Here is a 20,204-nt window from a genome sequence, read left to right on the forward strand (position 1 = left end):
CGATGCTGCCGATCGACGCGGCGGCGCACAGCAGCCGCTGGCGCCGCCGTCATCCCGTGGAGAAGGCGCTCCTCGGCTTCGGCCTGACGCTGTGTGCGGTGAGCCTGCCACCGTGGCCGGGCGCGCCGCTCGTGGCGGCGGCCACGCTCACGGTGCTGCTCGGTCCGGCCGGCGTGCCGGGCCGTCAGTTGTGGCGGGCGTTCCGCATCCCGCTCGGCTTCTGCGTCACGGGGGCGATACCGCTGCTCTTCGAGGTGGGCGGTACGCGGGGGCTCGTGGCCCTCGCGCCCGACGGCCCCGTACACGCGGGCGAGCTGCTGCTCCGCACCGCCTCGGCCTCGCTCGGGGTGCTGCTCTTCGCGTTCACGACGCCGGTGTCCGACGTGCTGCCCCGGCTCGTCCGGGCGGGCGTGCCGGCGCCCGTGGTGGACGTGGCGCTCGTCATGTACCGGATCATCTTCCTGCTCCTCGACTCGCTGACGAAGATCCGGCAGGCGCAGGCGGCCCGGCTCGGGCACACCACCCGGGCCGCGACCTGGCGTTCGCTCGCCGGGCTCGGCGCGACGACCTTCGTCCGGGCCTTCGACCGGGCGCAGCGCCTGCAGTCGGGGCTCGCCGGGCGCGGTTACGACGGGACGCTGCGGGTCCTGGTGCCCGTCTGCGCGGTGTCCCGGCGGTTCCTCACGGCGACGGGCGTGCTCCTCATGGGGCTCGTCGCCGTCACCCTCGTACTGGAAAGGTTCCTTCCGTGACGTCTGCGACGCCGACGACCCCCGTCGTGGAGCTGGTGAAGGCGGGTTTCGCCTACGAGGACGGGCCCGCGGTCCTGTCGGGCGTGGACTTCGCGGTGGCGGAGGGGCGCGCGATCGCGCTCCTCGGCCGCAACGGCAGCGGCAAGACGACGCTGCTGCGGCTGCTCAGCGGCGGGCTGCGGTGCGGGAGCGGGTCGCTGCTCCTGGACGGGGCTGAGGTGGCGTACGACCGGAAGGGGCTGACCCGGCTGCGGACCACGGTGCAGCTGGTCGTGCAGGATCCGGACGACCAGCTGTTCGCGGCCTCGGTCGGCCAGGACGTGTCGTTCGGCCCGACGAACCTGGGGCTGCCGGAGGAGGAGGTACGGCTCCGGGTGCGGGAGGCCCTGGAGGCGCTGGACATCGTGGCCCTGGAGGACCGGCCGACGCATCTGCTGTCGTACGGGCAGCGGAAGCGGGCCGCGATCGCGGGTGCCGTCGCGATGCGCCCCCGGGTGCTGATCATGGACGAGCCGACGGCCGGGCTCGACCCGCACGGGCAGGAGCGGCTGCTCGACGCGCTCGAACGGCTCCGGGCGGCCGGGACGACGGTCGTGATGGCGACGCACGACGTGGACCTCGCGCTGCGCTGGGCCGACGAGGCGGCGGTGCTCTCCCCCGCCGGTCTGCGCACCGGCCCGGTCGCCGAGCTCCTCGCGGACGACGAGTTGCTGGCGGCGGCCCGGCTGCGGCGGCCCTGGGGCACCTCGGTGGCGCGCCTCCTGAGGGCCCACGGGCTGCTCGGCGCGGACGCGGCGGAGCCCCGGACCCCGGAGGACCTGGACGCGTGGGCCGGGACGGCGGGGGCGGGGGCGGCTGGGGCCGGGATCGCGGAGGCGGAGAACGTGGGGGCGGGGGCGGCGGGGGCGGGGGCCGCGGAGGCCAGGACCGCGGGTGCCGGGGCCCCGGGGGCGTCTCTCGTGCGGAGCCCGCAGGCTACCGAGTAGTAGATATCACTCCCGGATTCTTCTGCAACTAGTTGCAGAAGGTCCGCGGCGTCGCCTAGAACAGAGGTCGACGACCCCTGCGCGAGGAGGCGCCCCCCATGACCCCGTACCCGCACCTGCTGAGCCCGCTCGACCTCGGGTTCACCACCCTGCCCAACCGGGTGATCATGGGCTCGATGCACGTCGGCCTTGAGGAGACGGAGCACGGCTTCGAGCGCATGGCCGCCTTCTACGCCGAGCGCGCCCGGGGCGGCGTCGGCCTCATCGTCACCGGCGGCATCGCGCCCAACGAGGCCGGCCGCCCGTGGGACGGCGGGGCCAAGCTGACCACGCCCGAGGAGGTCGCCGAGCACCGGCTGATCACCGACGCCGTGCACGCCGAGGGCGGCCGCATCGCGATGCAGATCCTGCACTTCGGCCGGTACGCCTACCACCGGGACCTCGTCGGCCCCAGCCCGATCAAGGCGCCCATCAGCCCCTTCGTACCGAACGAGCTGACCGACGCCGAGGTCGAGCAGACCGTCGAGGACTACGCGCGCTGCGCCGAGCTCGCCAAGGAGGCCGGCTACGACGGCGTCGAGGTGATGGGCTCCGAGGGCTACCTCATCAACGAGTTCATCGCCGCCGCCACCAACCAGCGCACCGACCGCTGGGGCGGCTCGTACGAGAACCGGGTCCGCTTCCCGCTGGAGATCGTCCGCCGGATCCGCGAGCGCGTCGGCGAGGACTTCATCCTCGTCTACCGCCTCTCCATGCTCGACCTGGTTCCGGGCGGCTCCACGCTCGACGAGGTCGTCGCGCTCGCCAAGGAGATCGAGGCCGCCGGCGCCACCATCATCAACACCGGCATCGGCTGGCACGAGGCGCGCATCCCCACCATCGCCACCTCCGTGCCGCGCGGCGCCTACACCTGGGTGACGAAGAAGCTGATGGGCGCGGTCTCCGTACCGCTCGTCACCTCCAACCGCATCAACACCCCCGAGGTCGCCGAGGAGATCCTCGCCGACGGCCGCGCCGACCTGGTCTCGCTGGCCCGCCCGTTCCTCGCCGACCCCGCCTTCGTCGCCAAGGCGACCGCCGGCCGCGCCGACACCATCAACACCTGCATCGGCTGCAACCAGGCCTGCCTGGACCACACCTTCAGCCTGAAGATCACCTCCTGCCTGGTCAACCCGCGCGCCTGCCACGAGACCGAGCTGGTCCTCTCCCCCACCCGCCTCGCCAAGCGCGTCGCCGTCGTCGGCGCGGGCCCGGCCGGACTGGCGTGCGCGGTCTCCGCGGCCGAACGCGGACACTCCGTCACCCTCTTCGACGGCGCCGCCGAGATCGGCGGCCAGCTGAACATCGCCAAGCGGGTGCCGGGCAAGGAGGAGTTCGACGAGACGCTGCGCTACTTCCGCGTCCAGCTCGCCGAGCACGGCATCGACGTCCGCCTCGACACGTACGTCTCCGCCGCCGACCTGGAGGGCTACGACGAGGTCGTCGTCGCGACCGGCGTCACCCCCCGCACGCCCGGCATCGCCGGTGAGGACCACCCGAGCGTCCTCAGCTACCTCGACGTGCTGCGCGACGGCGCGCCCGTCGGCGAGCGGGTCGCGATCATCGGCGCGGGCGGCATCGGCTTCGACGTCGCCGAGTTCCTCACGGACGGCGGCGAGGGCGCGAGCCAGGACCCCGAGACGTACTTCCGCCAGTGGGGCGTCGACACCTCCTACGAGAACCGCGGCGGACTGCGCGCGCCCGAGCGGAACGCGCCGCCGCGCCAGGTCCACCTGCTCCAGCGCAAGACCTCCAAGGTCGGCGCGGGCCTCGGCAAGACGACCGGCTGGATCCACCGCACCGAGCTCAAGCACCGCGGCGTCACCATGGTGGCCGGGGTGTCGTACGAGCGGATCGACGACGCCGGTCTGCACGTCACGATCGACGGCGAGCCGCAGCTGCTCCCCGTCGACACGATCGTGCTCTGCGCCGGGCAGGAGCCCCGCCGCGACCTGTACGAGGAGCTGGTCGCCGCCGGCCGCCCGGTGCACCTCATCGGCGGTGCGGACGTCGCCGCCGAGCTGGACGCCAAGCGGGCGATCGACCAGGGCACGCGCCTCGCCGCCACCCTCTGACCGCCGTCCCATGATCACCGTGGCCGGCCGAACCTAGGATGCGAGCATGTCCCTCCCGCACGCGATCCTCACCGCGCTGCTCGAAAAGCCGTCCTCCGGCCTCGAACTGACGCGCCGCTTCGACAAGTCGATCGGCTACTTCTGGTCGGCCACGCACCAGCAGATCTACCGCGAGCTCGGGAAACTGGAGCAGGCGGGGCACATCCGCGCCCTGCCCGCTCCGGTGCCCGCGCGGGGGCAGAAGAAGGAGTACGAGGTGCTGCCCGCGGGCCGGGCGGAGCTGACCGACTGGGTGGGCAGGGCCGAGGACCCGAAGCCGCTCCGGTCCGCGCTGCTGCTGCGGATGCGGGCGGCTGCGATGGTGGGGGCGGCGGGGCTTCGGGCCGAACTGCGCCGCCATCTCGCGCTGCACCAGGCCCAGTTGGACGAGTACCTCCTGATCGAGGCCCGCGACTTTCCTGCGGAACGCCGGCGGACCGAACCGGATCGGTTGCGGCATCTTGTGCTGCGGGGTGGGGTGGATCTGGAGCGGTTCTGGGTGAGCTGGCTGACGAACGCGCTGACGGAACTGGGCCCGGAGGAGTAGGGCCCGCCTCCTGAACCGCGCCCGGCGCTTCGCCCTGCGTGGACCCGCGCCCGTGCGGGCCGGTGCCACGGCCCACCGCCGTGTGGGCCCGCGCCCGGGCGGGCGGTGCCCCGGTCCACCCCCGTGTGGGCAATCGTCCCGCAGGGCGGGACGGGTGGGCACACGGGACGGCGCCCTCCGCGGCGCCTCCGCGTTCCGCGCCTGGACCCGCACCACCTTGCGCGGCGCACATCCGGTGCGGGTTCAGGCTCGGGAGCCTCTGGCGCCGGCAGGGGCGCCGTTCCGTTGTGCCCACCCGTTCCGCCCCTTGCGGAACGCCTGCCCACAACGGGCGGAAGCGCGCCCACAACGGCGGGGCTCAGGTCGCAGCGGAGGCCCTGCGCCACGCCGAATCCCGTAGCAGGCGGAGTCCGTTCAGGCCCACCAGGACCGTCGAGCCCTCGTGCCCCGCGACGCCCAGGGGGAGCGGGAGGTGGCCCGCGAGGTCCCAGATGACCAGCGAACCGATGCAGACGCCGGCGATCCAGAGGTTCTGGACGACCAGGCGCCGGGCGCGGCGCGACAGGGCCAGGACCGCCGGGATCGCGCGGAGTTCGTCGCGGACGACGACCGCGTCGGCGGTGTCGAGGGCGAGGTCGGATCCGGCCCGGCCCATCGCGATGCCGCTGTGGGCGGCCGCGAGGGCCGGGGCGTCGTTGACGCCGTCGCCGACGAGCAGCACCCGGGCGCCCGCCCGCTCCCACTCCCGTACCGCTGCCGCCTTCTCGTGCGGGAGGAGCCCGGCGCGGACGTCGCCGATCCCCGCCTCGGCGGCGATGCGCGCCGCCGCGCCCGCGTTGTCGCCGGTCAGCAGGGTGGGGGTGGTGCCGGTCAGTCGGGCGAGGGCCGCGACCGCCTCGGGGGCGCCCTCCCGGAGCCGGTCGGAGAGGTCGAGGACCGCGGCGACGGCGCCGTCGACGAGGACCTCGACGGCCGTGTCGGCGTGGAGCCCGGCCGCCCGCCGGACCCGCACCTCGCGGCCGTCGACCACGGCCCGTACCCCCCGCCCCGGCTCGGCGGTGAACGCGCTCGCCTCGGGGATGTCCAGGCCGCGGGCGCGGGCCTCGGCCACGACGGCGCGGGCCAGGGGGTGTTCGCTGGGCAGCTCGGCCGCCGCGGCCAGGGCGAGGGCGGAGGCGTCGCCGTGGACCGCCGTCACCCGGGGCGTGCCTTCCGTGAGCGTGCCCGTCTTGTCGAGGGCCACCCGGTCGACCGCGCCGAGCCGTTCCATCACGACGGCGGACTTGACGAGGACGCCGTGGCGTCCGGCCGTGGCGATCGCGGAGAGCAGCGGGGGCATGGTCGCGAGGACCACGGCGCACGGCGAGGCGACGATCATGAAGGTCATCGCGCGGAGGAGGGCCTCGGTGACGTCGGCGCCGAGGGCGACGGGCAGGCCGAAGAGGGCGAGGGTGGCGACGACGACGCCGACCGAGTAGCGCTGTTCGATCTTCTCGACGAAGAGCTGGGTGGGGGCCTTGGTGGCGCTCGCCTCCTCGACGAGGGCGACGATCCGGGCGATGACGGAGTCGGCCGCGTCCTTGTCGACGCGGACGCGGAGCGCCCCGGAGCCGTTGAGGGTGCCCGCGAAGACGGTGTCGCCCGCCGTCCTGGGGACGGGGAGCGGTTCGCCGGTGATGCTCGCCTGGTCGACGTCGCTCGCGCCGCGCAGGACGGTGCCGTCGGCGGGGAGCCGCTCCCCGGGCCGTACGAGGACGGTGTCGCCGATCGCGAGGGCGGTCGCCTCGACGGTCTCCTCGTGCCCGGAGTCCCCGTCCGTGAGCCGGACGGCGGTGGCGGGGGCGAGGTCGAGGAGGCCGCGGACGGAGTCGGCGGTGCGGCGGGTGGCGAGGGCCTCCAGGGCGCCGGAGACGGCGAAGATGACGATGAGGAGCCCGCCGTCGAGGTACTGGCCGATGGCGGCGGCGCCGAGTGCCGCGACCACCATCAGCAGGTCGACGTCGAGGGAGCGTTCGCGCAGTGCCCGGAGTCCGGCCCAGGCGGGTTCCCAGCCTCCGGCGGCGTAGCAGATCGCGTAGAGCGGGCCCCAGAGCCAGGCCGGGGCGCCGGCCAGGTCGAGCGGGAGGGCGGCGAGGAAGGCCAGGGCGGCGAGGGCCGCCCAGCGCACCTCGGGCAGGGCGGTGGCCCGGGTGCGGTGCGGCGGCGCGTTGGTGCGTGCGGAGGCGGGGGCCTGTGGGGTGGCGAGCTCCGGGAGGGCCATGGGAAGGGCACCTCTTTCGAGGGTGGCGGGGAGGAGGACCACCACCATACCCGAATACATGAAGAGGTCTTCACGTATTGACATACGAGCGCCGCTACGATGAGCGCATGGGACACGGAGCGAACGGCGAGACCACCCCCGCAACCCACCTGGACGCCGAGTCCGCGGCCACCATCGCCGCCACTCTCCAGGCCCTCGCCACCCCGTCCCGGCTGATGATCCTCACCACGCTCCGCCAGGGCCCGTGCGGCGTCACCGAGCTGGCCGCCGCCGTCGCGATGGAGCAGTCCGCCGTCTCCCACCAGCTCCGGCTGCTCCGCGCGCTGGGCCTGGTCACCGGCGTCCGGCAGGGGCGCCGCATCGAGTACAGCCTGTACGACAACCACGTCGCCCAGCTCCTCGACGAGGCCGTCTACCACATCGAGCACCTGAGGCTCGGGGCGCGCGACGGCGCCCGCGACGCGGCCCGCACCGACGTGGATACTGGTCAGTTGTAGTTCCACGACACGAAAGGGCGGGTATGGCCGACGACTTGGGGCGCCGCGCGACACGTCACGCGGTGGTCATCGGGGGAAGTCTCGCTGGACTGCTGGCCGCTCGGGTACTCGCCGAGCACGCCGAGAAGGTGACGGTCGTCGAGCGCGACCGCTACCCGGAGGGACCCGAGGCCCGGCCCGGCGTCCCGCAGGGCCGGCACCTCCACGTCCTCATCGCGGGCGGGCAGCAGGCCTACGACGAGCTGCTCCCCGGCTTCATGAAGGAGCTCGGAGAGCTCGGCGCGCCCAAGGTGGGCGTCCCGGAGGACATGGTCCAGTGGCAGAACGGCAAGTGGTTCCGTCGGACGCCGGCGACCGCGCACTTCTACACGGGTCCGCGCCCGCAGCTGGAGTGGCTGGTGCGGCAGCGGGTGTTCGCCGACCCGCGCATCGAACTGATCGAGGGCCACGAGACGGTGGGCCTGACCGGTGACTCCTCGCGCGTCCGCGGCGTGCGGCTGCGCGAGCGCGGCGCGGGCGGCGAGAAGGAGACCAAGGTCCTGGAGGCCGATCTGGTCGTGGACGCCTCCGGGCGGTCCACGAAGGCGGCGGACTGGCTGGCCGACATCGGCGCGGAGGCGCCGCACGAGGAGACCATCGACACCGGTCTCGCCTACGGCACCCGGGTCTACCGCAGTCCGGAGACCCCGGAGACCGACGCCCTCGGCTACTACATCGTGCCGAATCCGGCGCAGGAGTACGGCGCCGTGGTGCTGCCCCTCGGCGACGGTCGGCACCTGGTCACGCTCTCCGGACTGCGGGGCAACGAACCGCCCACGGAGGAGGGCGCGTTCGAGGAGTACGCGAAGCGGCTGCCGCACCCGGTGATCACCGACTGGCTGTCCCGGGCCGAGCCGGTCTCCCCGGTGTACGGCTTCCGGAAGACGGCCAACATCCGTCGCCGGTACGACCGTCCGGGCCGCCGCCCGGCCGGCTTCCTCGCCACCGGCGACGCGCTGTGCGCCTTCAACCCGATCTACGGGCAGGGCATGGCCGTCGCCGCGCTCACCGCCCTCGCGCTGCGCCGGGCGCTGGCCGACCCGAAGCGCACGCCCACCACCAGGACCGTGCAGAAGGCGCTGCTCGCGGCCTCGCAGCAGGCCTGGGACATCTCGGCGGGCGCCGACAAGAAGATGCCCGGCGCCACGGGTGACATGGCGAGCCCCGGGGCGATGGACAAGGCGGTGGGCTGGTACCTGAGCCGGGTGCAGGAGCGGGCCGCGGGCGACCCGGTCGTGGGGCGGCCGTTCCGCGAGGCGCTCACGCTGACCGCACCGCTGACGGTCCTGTTCGCCCCGGCGGTGGCCCGGGCGGTGCTCTTCGGCCCGGTCCACGAGACCCCGGCCGAGCCGCCTCTGCGCCGCGACGCGTAGAGCCGTACGGGTGAGGGTGGCTTCCGGGTACCCGTACAGCCGGCGGGATCCGCCGTGCCGTACGGGTCACGGAAGTCGCCGGGCGGCCCGGGCGTGCCCCTGGCGGCGGCCCCTGAGCCGTGTTCAGGCGCCCGGGGCCGCCGTCACCATGCCGGCGGCTATGGCCGCGCCGAGGGCCGCGTAGTCGTCGGCGTTCTGCGCGGCGTAGGAGAGCGCGAAGTCGGCCAGCGCGCGGTCGAAGACGTCCGAGCCGCCGAGGTAGGCGGCGATGGCGATCCGGTCGCCGGTGCGGGCGTGCGCACGGGCCAGGGCACGGCCGCAGAGTCGCGCGTAGTCCCGCAGGGTGGCCGGGGACATGCTCTCCACCTCGGCGGAGCCCTTCATGTCGCGCAGTTGCCGCCAGTAGAAGTGGCGCTGTTCGGGTCCGGTCATCCAGCCGAGGAAGATGTCGCTCGCGGCCTGGATGAGCCGCTGTCCGCAGACGACCCGGTGGCCCTGGTGGGGGTAGGAGGACGGCGCCAGATACGGTTCGAGGGCGGAGCGGCCGGCTTCCTTGATCTGGAGGATGAGGGGGTCGCCGTCGTCCCGGCCTTCGAGGAGGAGTACGAAGCAGCGGGTGCCGACGCTGCCGACTCCGACGACCTTCCGCGCGGCCTCGACGTAGTGGTAGCGGTCGAGGAGGACGCGGCGCTCCTCGGGGAGGGAGCTGCGGTAGTCGCTGAAGATCTTGCCGAGGGTGGCCCGGTCGATGTCCGTGACGCGTTCGAGGAGCGGCGGGTCGTCGACGATGTGCCGGTTCCCGGCCTCGTCCCGCTCGGTGAGCTTGCCGAGGGCCTGGAGGCTGGTGCGGCGGCGGGCGCCGGCGAGCCGTTTGGTGAGGCGGGCGCGGTCCTGGCCGCGTACGACGTGAAGGATGTCGTCGGCGGAGATCCGCTCGTACCAGACCTCCAGCTCCCCCAGGTCGGCGAGGCGGCGCATGGCCGTGCGGTACGACTCGACGGCGACGAGCGCGGCGCGGTGGGCCTTGGGCTTGGCGCTGCCGTTCTGGAGGGCGGCGACGGTGACGCTGGCGGCGAGCCTCTTGACGTCCCATTCGAAGGGGCCGGGGAGGGTCTCGTCGAAGTCGTTCACGTCGAAGAGGAGCGTCCGTTCGGGTGAGGCGTACACCCCGAAGTTGAGCAGGTGGGCGTCGCCGCAGAGCTGCACGGTGAGCCCGGTGTGGCGCTGGGCGCCGAGGTCGGCGGCCATGACGCCGGCGGCGCCGCGCAGGAAGGCGAAGGGGGAGACCGCCATCCTGCCGTACCGGAGGGGGACGAGGTCGGGCAGCCGGTCCTGGGACTCGCGTTCCAGGACGTCCAGCGGGGCGGGGCGCTGTGAGCTGGGTATCCACCGCCCGTGGGAGGCGCGGGGGACGCGCTTGCGGGCCGCCTTGCCCCTCGCGGCCCGTTCCGAAGGAGTCGTCATCCGGCCTCACCCGCTTCTGTCCGCAGCCGTGCTACCGGCCCGTCACCTGTGACCTCATTACAAGGGGCCTCGCTCGTTTCGGCCACTCTGCCGGACCGGTCTGGCAAAATGGTTTAGACCAATGATAGGAATTGATCACCCACACGGCCCTTGCTGTCACGCTGAGCTAAGAGAGGGTTGATCATGGCCGAACCCGATTCCGAGGCGGCGGAAGTACCGCTCTATCTCCGGGTCGCCGCCGCCCTGCGCGAGGACCTCGCCCAGCGGCGCATCTCCCCCGGCAGCCGGCTCCCCTCGGAGCGATCGCTTTCCCAGCGCTACCACGTCAACCGGCAGACCGTCCGCAGCGCGCTCCACCTCCTCAGGGAGGAACGGCTCGTGGTCACCGACCGGCGCGGCACCTTCGCCGCCGCCGACGCGACCGCCTCCGAGCCGGCCACGCCCGCCCTGACGGCCCGTCGGCCGACGTTCCCCGGGGGCCCGCGCGCGGCGGAGGCGCTGGTGCGGGCCTCGCTGACCTGGGAGCCGCCGCCCACTCCCCTGGCGGCCCGGCTCCTGCTCACCCCCGGCGAGCCGACGCTCGTCCACCGGCACACGGTGCTCGGGCCGCACGGGGCGGCGCTGCAGCGGGCGGTGTCGTGGTTCTCCCGGCCGGCCCTCACCGAGATCCCCCAGCTCTCCCGGTACCGGAGGGGCAGGGACTGCCACCGGCAGCCGGACCTGCGGCTGCTCTACCACTGGATGCACCAGGCGGGGCTGCGGATCACCCACCGGGAGTCGGTCGGCGTCCCGCCGGGACCGGCCACGGCGGCGGAGGGCGGTACGGCCCGGCTGGTCGTCCACCGGGTCGTCAGCGACCAGCACGGGCACGCCCTGGAGATCACCGACATCGACTTCTCGGCCCAGTCTGCGGCCTGGACCTACGAGTTCAGCGCCTGACGGCGGCCTGGACCTACGAGTTCAGCGCCTGCCGGCGCTCCGGCTCCCGTCCGGTACGCGGGCGGGAGCCGGGTTCCGCGGTCAGATGATGCCCTCGGAGATCTCCGCCTCCTCGCGGGCGCTTCCGTACGTGGTCGGCGTGCCGTACGAGCGGCGGGCGACGTACCACCAGACGCTGGCGAGGACGAGCACGACGGCGAGCGCGATGACGGCGTAGTTCATGGTGTCGACGTTCACCGGGGACTTCTGCGGCAGGCAGAAGAGGACGGTCACGAGGGCCACCCAGACGACGGCGGTCCAGCCGATCGGCCTGCTCCAGCGGCCGAGGCTCCACGGGCCGGGCACGAAGCGGTTCCCGGCGCGCAGCCGCAGGTAGATCGGGATGGCGTACGCGGGGGTGATGCCGATGACGTTGATCGCGGTGACGGCTCCGTAGGCCGTGGCCGAGTACAGCGACGGGACGGCGAGCAGCGCGGCCACGACGACCGCGAGCCAGACGGCGGGGACGGGCGTCTGGGTGCTGCTGTTGACCTTGCGCCAGAGCGAGGAGCCGGGAAGGGCGTTGTCGCGGCTGAAGGCGAAGACCATGCGGCTGGCCGCGGCCACCTCGGCGTTGCCGCAGAAGAGCTGGGCGACGATCACCACGAGCAGCAGGGCGGCGGCGCCGCCGGGGCCCAGCGCGTCCAGGAAGATCTGGGCGGGCGGCACGCCGGTGGCGCTGTTCTGCGTGGCCGCGTAGTCCTGGATCGCGAAGGTGAGTCCGGCGAGGAGCGCGAAGCCGGCGAGCCAGGAGACCCAGATGGCGCGCACGATGCCCTTGGCGGCGGTGACGGAGGCGTTGGAGGTCTCCTCGGAGAGGTGGGCCGAGGCGTCGTAGCCGGAGAAGGTGTACTGGGCGAGGAGCAGGCCGATCGCGGCGACGTAGAACGGGTTGGCCCAGCCGGTGTCGTTGACGAACTCGGTGAAGACGAACTCGACGGACTGGTGCTGGTCGGGGACGAACGCGAGCGCGCCGACGATGACCGCGACGCCGAGCAGGTGCCACCAGACGCTGACGGAGTTGAGGACGCTGACGAGCCGCACGCCGAAGAGGTTGAGCCCGGCGTGGAGCAGCAGGATCGCGAGGAAGATGAGGAAGGTGGAGCCCGGGGTGGGCACGAAGCCCCACTGGAGGTTGAGGAAGGCTCCGGTGAAGAGGGCGGCGCCGTAGTCGATGCCGGCGATCGCGCCGAGCAGGCCGAGCAGGTTCAGCCAGCCGGTGTACCAGCCCCAGCGGCGCCCGCCGAGCCGGTCGGCCATGTAGTAGAGGGCGCCGGAGGTCGGGTAGGCGCTGGTCACCTCGGCGAGGGCGAGGCCGACGCAGAGGACGAAGAGGCCGACGCCGACCCAGCCCCACAGCATGACGGAGGGGCCGCCGGTGCCGAGGCCGAAGCCGTAGAGGGTCATGCAGCCGGAGAGGACGGAGATGACCGAGAAGCTGATCGCGAAGTTGCCGAAGCCGTCCATGCGGCGGGCGAGGACGGGCTGGTAGCCGAGCTCTCTCAGTCTCGCCTCCTCGTCCCGGGACGGGGGCTTGCGTATCGCGTCGATCGGGGCTTCGGTGCGGGACATGGGGACCTCCGGGGACGGGGGGGGAGCGGGGGTGGGGGTGGAAGCACGGGGGCGCCGGGGTGCGGCGGGCGCGTCAGCCGCCGAGACAGCGGGCGCGGGCGCGCAGGAAGACCTCCTCGGCGAGGGCGCGGTCGTCCGGGTGGGCGGTGCGGTAGGCCCAGGGGAGGGTCGTGTAGTACGGGCCGAGGGCCTCGAAGACCCGGGCGGCGTCGGCGAAGCGGAGGGCGCCGAAGAGGGCGTGCGCCAGGTGGTTGAGGTCGAGCAGCGAGGCCTCGTCGGTGGCACAGAAGAGGAACCAGGTGTCCAGGGCGCGCTGGGCGTCGCGTACGGCGTCCTCGGCGACCCAGTGCAGGTCGAGGGCGCGCTCGTGGCCCCGCTCGCGCCGGTAGCGCTCGACGCGGACGTAGAGCGGGAGGGCGTGCAGGGCGGAGCCGACGGGTGCGGAACTTGCGGCCCAGTAGGAGTAGTTGACGGCCTCGGAGAGGGGTCCGGAGCGCCGGGCGTAGACGAACTGGAGCATGCGGTGGTGCGCCTCGCGGTTGTGCGGGTCGCGCTTCTCCACCTCGGCGAGCAGACCCCAGGGGCCGGGCGGCAGCATGGGCGCCGGCGGGGTCAGCCGGTGCTCGGCCATGCGCTGGTGTTCGTCGAGGGCGGCGAGGGCGAGCAGGCCGACCCAGGGCACGGGGTCGGCGGGCGACCGCTCGGAGGCGTCGCGGCAGGCGGTCCAGGCCTCCTGCCAGAGTTCCCGGGTCCGGGCGTGGCCGGCGCGGTGGGCGCGTACGGCCCGCTCGACGGCGACCCGGCTGTGCATCACGGTGGCGGCGAGGCTGGCGGGCTGCTCGGCCCGCCAGATGGGGACGACGTCACTGCCCGCGGCGACGGCGGCGAGGACCTGGGTGCGCCGGGTCCAGGCCTCCCAGTCGGTGGTCTCGTCGAGCAGCCGGGCCATGGACACCCAGCGGCCGGTGCGTAAGTCCTGGACGGCGTTGCGCAGGGCGTGGTCGTGGCCTGCGGGGTGGTAGACGGGCCGGAAACCGTGTCCGGCCATCAGGGGGTGGTGCGTGGTGTGGATGTCATGGGTCCTCGGTGGATGGAGGGGGTGGTCAGTCCCCCGGCGGGCGTCCCGGCCGTTGATCGGCGATCACTATAGAGGGCTCTGGACGCGACCGGTCCACTTTCTTTTGCGACAGTAACTATCAGGCCAACGACCGAATTTGACGTCCCGTCAGGTATGCCGGGCGACCTGACGTGGTCGGCCGCCGAGGCTTGACGAAGGCCCCGGACGGCGGCACCCTGACCCTTTTCGGTGATCGGATGATCACGGAGCGGTTCGAGCGACGGGAGCAGCGGGATGACGGGCGGAGCGGTACTCGCCGTCGACCAGGGAACGTCCGGCACGAAGGCCCTCGTCCTCTGCCCCGAGCGCGGAGTCCTCGGCACCGGGACGGCCCCCGTCCGGCCCCGCCACCTCCCCGGCGGCCTGGTGGAGGTCGACCCGCGTGAGCTGTACGACTCGGTGGTAGCCGCCGGTCGCGCGGCGCTCGCCGAGGCGGACACGCCCGTGGTCGCCGTGGGCCTCGCCAACCAGGGCGAGACCGTGCTCGCCTGGGACCCCGCCACCGGGGAACCGCTCACCGACGCCCTCGTCTGGCAGGACCGCAGGGCGGCCTCCGTCTGCGCCGGGCTCGACGCCCACGCCGAGGAGCTGCGCCACATCAGCGGGCTTCCCCTCGACCCGTACTTCGCGGCACCCAAGATGGCCTGGATCCGCCGCCACGCCACCGGCGCCGGCGTGGTCACCACCAGCGACGCCTGGCTGGTCCACCGGCTCACCGGCGCGTTCGTCACGGACGCCGCCACCGCCGGACGCACCGGCCTCCTCGACCTCGACACGGTCGCCTGGTCGGAGACCGCCCTCGACCTGTACGGACTCGGCGGCGAGGCACTCCCCCGGGTCGTGGACTGCGACGCCCCGGTCGGCGCCACGACCGCGTTCGGCCCCGCGCTGCCCCTGACCGGGCTCATGGTGGACCAGCAGGCGGCGCTGCTCACCCAGAGCGCCGACGACCCCGCCGCCGCCAAGTGCACCTACGGCACCGGGGCCTTCCTCCTCGCGCAGACCGGCCCCGAGCCCCGGCGCGCCGCCTCCGGTCTGGTCAGCTGCGTGGCCTGGCGGCTCGGCGGGCGCGTCACCCACTGCCTCGACGGCCAGGTGTACACGGTCGCCTCGGCCGTCCGCTGGCTCACCGACCTGGGCGTGATCGCCGGGGCCGGGGAGCTCGACACGGTCGGCGGGGGCGTGCCGGACGCGGGCGGCGTCACCTTCGTCCCCGCCTTCGCGGGGCTCGCCGCGCCCTGGTGGCGCGGGGACGTCCGCGGCTCGCTCACCGGCCTCGGCCTCGACACCGGGCCCGGCCATCTCGTGCGCGCCCTGTGCGAGGGCGTCGCCGCCCAGGTGGTGGAGCTCGCCGCGGCCACCGCCGCGGACCGGGGCGCGCCGCTGACCGCGCTGCGCGCCGACGGCGGCCTCACCCGCTCGGCCCTGCTCATGCAGACCCAGGCCGACCTGCTGCAACTCCCCGTCGAGGTCGCCTCGTTGCCGGACGCCACGGCGCTCGGGGTCGGCGCGGCCGCCCGGCTCGGACACCACCCGGGGCTCAGCCTCCGCGAGGCCGTACCGGAGTGGAAGCCCTCGGCCGTGTACGAGCCCCGGATCTCGGCCGACGAGGCGGCGGAGCGCCTGGGACGCTTCCGTACCGAGGTGGCGGCGCTGGTGGAGCGGTCGGCGGGCGCGGCCGGTGCGGGGGACGACACCGGCGGCGGGGCCGCGTGAGCGTCACGCGGAGCGGGCCGCTGCCCTCCGGGGAGGCCGCGGAGTACGACGTCGTGGTCGTCGGCGCGGGGGTCGTCGGTTCCGCGATCGCGCGTGCCCTGGCCCGTCACCCGCTGCGGATCGCGCTCGTGGAGGCGGCCGACGACGTCGGCGACGGCACCTCGAAGGCCAACACGGCGATCCTGCACACCGGTTTCGACGCCGCGCCCGGGACCCTGGAGGCCCGCCTCGTGCGCGAGGGACACGGGCTGCTCACCGCGTACGCGCGCGAGGCCGGGATCCCCGTGGAGCCGTTGGGCGCGCTGCTCGTCGCCTGGGACGAGGCACAACGCGCGACGCTGCCCCGTCTCGCGGAGAAGGCGGAGCGCAACGGCCACCGCACCACCCGTCTGCTCTCCGCCGACGAACTGGCCGTACGGGAGCCGCACTTGGGGCCTGGCGCGCTCGGTGCGCTCGAAGTGCCCGGCGAGTCGGTGATCTGCCCGTGGACGACCACCCTCGCGTACGCCACACAGGCCGTCCGCTCCGGTGTGGACCTGCACCTGAACTGCCGGGTGGAGAAGGTGCGTCCGGGCGATCCGCACCACCGGCTCGTCACCCGGCGCGGGGTGCTCCGGACCCGCCTCCTCGTCAACGCCTGCGGACTGCACGCGGACACCTTCGACGCGCTGGTCGGCCGGGAGGACTTCACCGTCACCCCGCGCCGCGGCCAGCTGCTCGTCTTCGACAAGTTCGCCCGCGATCTCGTCCGCCACATCCTGTTGCCCGTCCCCGGGCCGCTCGGCAAGGGCGTGCTCATCTCTCCGACGGTGTACGGGAACGTCATGCTCGGGCCCACCGCCGAGGACCTGGACGACAAGACCGCCACGGACACCACGGAGGAGGGGCTCTCCGGCCTGCGCGCCCAGGGCGGCCGGATCCTCCCGGCGCTGCTCGACGAGGAGGTCACCGCCGTCTACGCGGGACTGCGGGCCGCCACCGGCCGGGAGGACTACCGGATCGCCGCCCACCCGGAACTGCGGTACGTGACGGTGGGTGGGATCCGCTCCACCGGGCTCACCGCCTCCCTGGCCATCGCCGAGCACGTCCTCGGCCTCCTCGCGGACTGCGGCCTCGATCCGGGGCCGGCCCGTCGGCTCGCCCCGGTCCGGATGCCGAACCTCGGCGAGGCCTTCCCCCGCCCGTACCGCGACGCCGAACTCATCGCGCGCGACGCGGAGTTCGGGACGATCGTGTGTCACTGCGAGCGGGTCACCCGGGGCGAGATCCGGGCCGCGCTCGCCTCCACGATCCCGCCCGGCGGCCTCGACGGGCTGCGGCGCAGGACGCGCGCCCGGGGCGGCCGCTGCCAGGGGAACCACTGCGGCGCCGAGGTACGGGCCCTGTTCGAGGAGCGGGCGTACGGGGAGGCGGCACGGTGAACCGTACGGTCGACGTCCTCGTCGTGGGCGCGGGACCCGCCGGGCTCGCCGCGGCCGCCCGGCTCGCGGCGGCCGGCGCGGGCCGCGTCGAGGTCCTGGAGCGCGAGCCGACGGCGGGCGGGGTGCCGCGCCACTGCGTCCGGCCGGGCTTCGGCGCGGACGCCCGCGGGCGCGCCCTGGACGGCCCGGGATACGCGCGGCGCGCGGTGCGGGAGGCGCTGCGGGCGGGCGCGGTCGTCCGTACCGGCGTCACCGCCACCGGCTGGGCCGGGCCCCTCACCCTGGACGTCACCGCCCCGACCGGCCTCGAACGCGTCCGGGCCCGCGCGGTGGTCCTGGCCACGGGGGCGCGCGAACGGCCCCGCAGCGCCCGGCTCGTGCCGGGCACACGGCCCGCCGGGGTGCTGACCACGGGCGAACTCCAGCGGACGCTCGCGCGGTTCGGGCCGCGCGGGGAGTCCGTCGGGCGGCGGGCGGTGGTCGTCGGCGGCGATCCGGTGGCCCGGGGCGCGGTGCGGACGCTGCGGGCGGCGGGGGTGGAGGTGGCGGCCGTCGTCACCGGACCGCCCTCCCCCGCGGTCGCGTGGGCGGGGGTCCCGGTCCTCGTGGGCACGGTCGTGACGGAGCTGCTCGGACGCGGCCGGCTGACCGGGGTCGCGGTGCGGGGCCCGGACGGGCGGACGGGCGTGCTGCGCTGCGACACGGTGGTCTTCACCGGCGACTGGATCCCGGAGCACGAGCTCGTCCGGGCCCGCGGCCTCGCCCTCGACCCGGGCACCCGGGGCCCCGTGACGGACCATGGCTTCCGGACCTCCGAGCCCGGGGTCTTCGCCGTCGGCAATCTGCTGCGCGGCGTGGAGCCCGCGCTCGTGGCCGCCGCCGAGGGGCGGGCGGCTTCCGGGTCGGTGCTCGAACGGCTCGGCGGCGTCCCCTGGCCGGCCGCGGGGGTGCCCGTGACGGCGGCGGCCCCACTGCGGTGGGTGACGCCCGGTCTCCTCGGCCCGGACGCCTCCCCCTTGCTCCTCCGTCCGGAGCGGCGGCTCGTGCGCCCGGTCCTGACCGTCGCCCAGAACGGCGTCCCGCTGCGGCGGGAGCGGTGGGGCGGGACGCTCGCCCCCTGGCGGTCGGTGCGGCTCGGGGAGCGCTGGACGAGCGGCCTTGACCCGGCGGGCGGACCGGTGACCGTCGACGCCGAGGAGTAGCGGCGGAACCACGCGCGCGGGGGGCTGCGGCGGCCGGGCCCTTCGGACACACTGGTGGGCATGCCGGACAAGCGCAGTGCGGGTCTTCTGGTCTTCCGTCGCACGACGGGCGGTGGCGTCGAGGTCCTCATCGGTCACATGGGCGGGCCCTTCTGGGCGTCCCGCGAGGAGTCGGCCTGGTCGATCCCCAAGGGGGAGTACGAACCGGACGAGGCGCCCGAGGCCGCGGCCGCCCGTGAGTTCCTGGAGGAGCTGGGCCTCCCGGCCCCGGACGGCGAGTGGTTCGCCCTCGGCGAGTCCCGCCAGCGGAACGGAAAGCTCGTCACCGTGTGGGCCGTCGAGGGCGATCTCGACCCGGCCGAGGTGGTGCCGGGGACCTTCGTCATGGAGTGGCCGCCCCGGTCCGGGGCCCTGGAGGAGTTCCCGGAGATCGACCGGGTGGGCTGGTTCGCCCCGGAGTCCGCCGCTCCGCTGCTCGTCTCCGGCCAGCGGGTCTTCCTTGAGCGGCTGTCGGAACACCTCGACGGGCGGGCCTGAGCCCGATTGTCAGACCCGTACGAGAGGGTGGTGAGCGCCGAACTGTCGAGAGGGAGCCCGACATGACCACGATCACCGCCAGCGAGCGCGCGGCCGCCCAGGCGTACCTGCGGCTGCTCGAATCCACTCAGGCCGTGCTGACCGACCCGCAGCTCGCCCCGTACGCCGGGGTGATGCTCACCCATCCGATGGCGGAGGCGGACGAGGCGCTGCGCGCCGCGGGTCTCGCGGGGAACGAGGACCGGCTGCTGCGCCTCGTCTCCTCCCTGCGCGCCTCCCCCGCGACCGCCTGGGGGCGCACCGGTTGACGCGTCGGCCCCCGGGCCGGGCGCCCCGGCCCGGGGCCGGCTCTTCGGAGCCGGTGGCCTCAGACGCCCGGGCGGACGGGGAGGGCCCGGACGCTGTTGCCGACGAAGCCGGAGTGGCGGGTCAGCTCGGTCTCCGGAACCGCCAGGTCCAGCTCGGGGAAGCGGGTGAACAGCGCTTCCAGGGCGATCGCGGCCTCCATCCGGGCGAGCGGGGCGCCCAGGCAGTAGTGGGGGCCGTGCCCCAGCGAGAGGTGCTTCACCGTCGCGGCGCGGGTGATGTCGAAGCGGTCGGCGTCCGGGCCGTGGGCCTTCGTGTCACGGCCCGCCGCCGAGTATCCGGCGAGGACCGGCGTGCCCTTCGGGATGACCGTGCCGTCGACCGTCAGGTCGCGGGTGGGGTAGCGGAACGGGAAGTAGCTGACCGGGCTGTCCCAGCGGAGGGTCTCCTCCACCACGTCGGCCCAGTGGGCGCGGCCCTCGGTGACCAGGGCCAGCTGGTCGCGGTGGGCGCAGAGCGCCCGGACCGCGTTGGTGACGAGGTTCAGGGTGGTCTCGTGGCCCGCGATGATCATCAGGAGCAGGGTGCCGATGAGCTCGGGCTGGCTGAGCCGGTCGCCGCCCTCGTCACGGGCGGCGATGAGCGCGCTGGTGAGGTCGTCGCCGGGGGCGGCGGCCTTGGCGGCGGCGATGGAGCCCAGGAGCTCGATCAGTTCGCGGTTGGCGGCGACCGCCGTGGCCGGTTCGGTGTCGGTGGCGACGACCAGGCTGGAGAGGTGGTGCAGCCGGTCCTGGTGCGCCGGGTCGACGCCGAGGAGTTCGCAGATGACGCCGAGGGGCAGCGGAAGGGCGTAGTGGCGGCGGAGGTCGGCGACGCCGTCGCCGGCGCGGGCGGCCTCGGCGAGCCCGTCGAGGAGTCCGGCGGTGACCGCCTCGACGCGCGGGCGGAGCTCCTCGACCCGGCGGGCGGTGAAGGCGCTGCTGACCAGGGTGCGCAGTCGGCGGTGGTCGGCTCCGTCGGCGGTGATCATGCCGGGGACGGTGGCGAAGGTCAGCAGCGGCCAGCCCTCGGGTATGCGGCCCTCGGCGAGGGCGGTGAAGTGCTGGGGTCCCTTGGCGACGTCGGGGTGCGAGAGGAAGTCGCGGAGCGCGTCGTGGCCGAGCACCGCCATGCCCTCGATCTCGCCGGGCAGGACCACCGGGGCCACCGCGCCCTCGGCGAGCAGCCGGGCGTTGGCCGCGTGCGGGCAGCCCCCCGCCGGGTCCATGCGGTACGGCGGGCGGC

The 20,204-nt window shown here is 74.5% G+C and carries 17 protein-coding genes; 12 read left to right on the plus strand and 5 right to left on the minus strand.

Annotated features, from left to right (window positions below):
• The first annotated feature begins 2 nt into the window (after nt 1-2).
• The 4 genes from cbiQ (at nt 3) to ACWGN5_RS08580 (ending at nt 4,438) form a co-directional block, all read left to right on the plus strand.
• The gene (cbiQ, locus tag ACWGN5_RS08565; RefSeq protein WP_453512467.1) at nt 3-752 is read left to right on the plus strand and encodes a cobalt ECF transporter T component CbiQ; all 750 of its coding nucleotides are present in this window, start codon (nt 3-5) and stop codon (nt 750-752) included.
• Nucleotides 749-1,738, plus strand: coding sequence for an ATP-binding cassette domain-containing protein (locus ACWGN5_RS08570; protein WP_453512470.1), 990 nt, complete (start codon nt 749-751; stop codon nt 1,736-1,738). Before cbiQ ends, ACWGN5_RS08570 begins: the two co-directional genes overlap by 4 nt.
• Nucleotides 1,739-1,836: 98 nt before the next feature.
• The gene (locus ACWGN5_RS08575) at nt 1,837-3,852 is read left to right on the plus strand and encodes an oxidoreductase (RefSeq protein ID WP_453512473.1); all 2,016 of its coding nucleotides are present in this window, start codon (nt 1,837-1,839) and stop codon (nt 3,850-3,852) included.
• Nucleotides 3,853-3,898: 46 nt separating this feature from the next.
• Nucleotides 3,899-4,438, plus strand: coding sequence for a PadR family transcriptional regulator (locus tag ACWGN5_RS08580; protein ID WP_453512476.1), 540 nt, complete (start codon nt 3,899-3,901; stop codon nt 4,436-4,438).
• A gap of 358 nt (nt 4,439-4,796) precedes the next feature.
• Here the strand turns inward: ACWGN5_RS08580 and ACWGN5_RS08585 are convergent, their stop codons facing one another.
• Nucleotides 4,797-6,698 carry a heavy metal translocating P-type ATPase gene (locus tag ACWGN5_RS08585; RefSeq protein WP_453512478.1) on the minus strand — a complete coding sequence of 634 codons (1,902 nt, stop codon included), beginning with the start codon at nt 6,696-6,698 and terminating at the stop codon, nt 4,797-4,799.
• Nucleotides 6,699-6,805: 107 nt separating this feature from the next.
• Between ACWGN5_RS08585 and ACWGN5_RS08590 the strand changes: the two genes are divergently transcribed.
• Both ACWGN5_RS08590 and ACWGN5_RS08595 read left to right on the plus strand, forming a co-directional pair.
• Nucleotides 6,806-7,195 carry an ArsR/SmtB family transcription factor gene (locus ACWGN5_RS08590; protein WP_453512481.1) on the plus strand — a complete coding sequence of 130 codons (390 nt, stop codon included), beginning with the start codon at nt 6,806-6,808 and terminating at the stop codon, nt 7,193-7,195.
• Nucleotides 7,196-7,218: 23 nt separating this feature from the next.
• The gene (locus ACWGN5_RS08595) at nt 7,219-8,607 is read left to right on the plus strand and encodes an NAD(P)/FAD-dependent oxidoreductase (RefSeq protein WP_453512483.1); all 1,389 of its coding nucleotides are present in this window, start codon (nt 7,219-7,221) and stop codon (nt 8,605-8,607) included.
• A 123-nt stretch (nt 8,608-8,730) separates the two neighbouring features.
• Here the strand turns inward: ACWGN5_RS08595 and ACWGN5_RS08600 are convergent, their stop codons facing one another.
• Nucleotides 8,731-10,071, minus strand: coding sequence for a DUF2252 domain-containing protein (locus ACWGN5_RS08600; protein ID WP_453512484.1), 1,341 nt, complete (start codon nt 10,069-10,071; stop codon nt 8,731-8,733).
• A gap of 183 nt (nt 10,072-10,254) precedes the next feature.
• On the opposite strand from ACWGN5_RS08600, the gene ACWGN5_RS08605 reads away from it, so the two are divergent.
• Nucleotides 10,255-11,010 carry a GntR family transcriptional regulator gene (locus ACWGN5_RS08605; RefSeq protein WP_453512486.1) on the plus strand — a complete coding sequence of 252 codons (756 nt, stop codon included), beginning with the start codon at nt 10,255-10,257 and terminating at the stop codon, nt 11,008-11,010.
• Nucleotides 11,011-11,091: 81 nt separating this feature from the next.
• On the opposite strand, the gene ACWGN5_RS08610 is transcribed toward ACWGN5_RS08605, so the two are convergent.
• Nucleotides 11,092-12,621 (minus strand): amino acid permease, encoded by a 1,530-nt coding sequence (locus ACWGN5_RS08610; protein ID WP_453512488.1) that lies wholly within the window; start codon nt 12,619-12,621, stop codon nt 11,092-11,094.
• Nucleotides 12,622-12,694: 73 nt separating this feature from the next.
• Nucleotides 12,695-13,669 (minus strand): hypothetical protein, encoded by a 975-nt coding sequence (locus tag ACWGN5_RS08615; RefSeq protein ID WP_453512490.1) that lies wholly within the window; start codon nt 13,667-13,669, stop codon nt 12,695-12,697.
• A 303-nt stretch (nt 13,670-13,972) separates the two neighbouring features.
• Here ACWGN5_RS08615 and ACWGN5_RS08620 point away from each other — a divergent pair, with 303 nt between their 5' ends.
• The 5 genes from ACWGN5_RS08620 (at nt 13,973) to ACWGN5_RS08640 (ending at nt 18,922) form a co-directional block, all read left to right on the plus strand.
• The gene (locus ACWGN5_RS08620) at nt 13,973-15,454 is read left to right on the plus strand and encodes an FGGY family carbohydrate kinase (RefSeq protein ID WP_453512492.1); all 1,482 of its coding nucleotides are present in this window, start codon (nt 13,973-13,975) and stop codon (nt 15,452-15,454) included.
• Nucleotides 15,451-16,875, plus strand: a complete 1,425-nt coding sequence (locus tag ACWGN5_RS08625; protein ID WP_453512493.1) for an FAD-dependent oxidoreductase — start codon at nt 15,451-15,453, stop codon at nt 16,873-16,875. Before ACWGN5_RS08620 ends, ACWGN5_RS08625 begins: the two co-directional genes overlap by 4 nt.
• Entirely contained in the window at nt 16,872-18,077 is a 1,206-nt protein-coding gene (locus tag ACWGN5_RS08630; RefSeq protein WP_453512495.1) for an FAD-dependent oxidoreductase, read from the plus strand. Before ACWGN5_RS08625 ends, ACWGN5_RS08630 begins: the two co-directional genes overlap by 4 nt.
• Before the next feature lie 60 nt (nt 18,078-18,137).
• Nucleotides 18,138-18,614, plus strand: a complete 477-nt coding sequence (locus ACWGN5_RS08635; RefSeq protein WP_453512497.1) for an NUDIX domain-containing protein — start codon at nt 18,138-18,140, stop codon at nt 18,612-18,614.
• A gap of 62 nt (nt 18,615-18,676) precedes the next feature.
• Entirely contained in the window at nt 18,677-18,922 is a 246-nt protein-coding gene (locus ACWGN5_RS08640; protein WP_189806716.1) for a hypothetical protein, read from the plus strand.
• 59 nt (nt 18,923-18,981) lie between these two features.
• Here the strand turns inward: ACWGN5_RS08640 and ACWGN5_RS08645 are convergent, their stop codons facing one another.
• The gene (locus ACWGN5_RS08645; protein WP_453512566.1) at nt 18,982-20,187 is read right to left on the minus strand and encodes a cytochrome P450 family protein; all 1,206 of its coding nucleotides are present in this window, start codon (nt 20,185-20,187) and stop codon (nt 18,982-18,984) included.
• Nucleotides 20,188-20,204: the final 17 nt, after the last annotated feature.

The organism is Streptomyces sp. NPDC055815, from assembly GCF_053616475.1.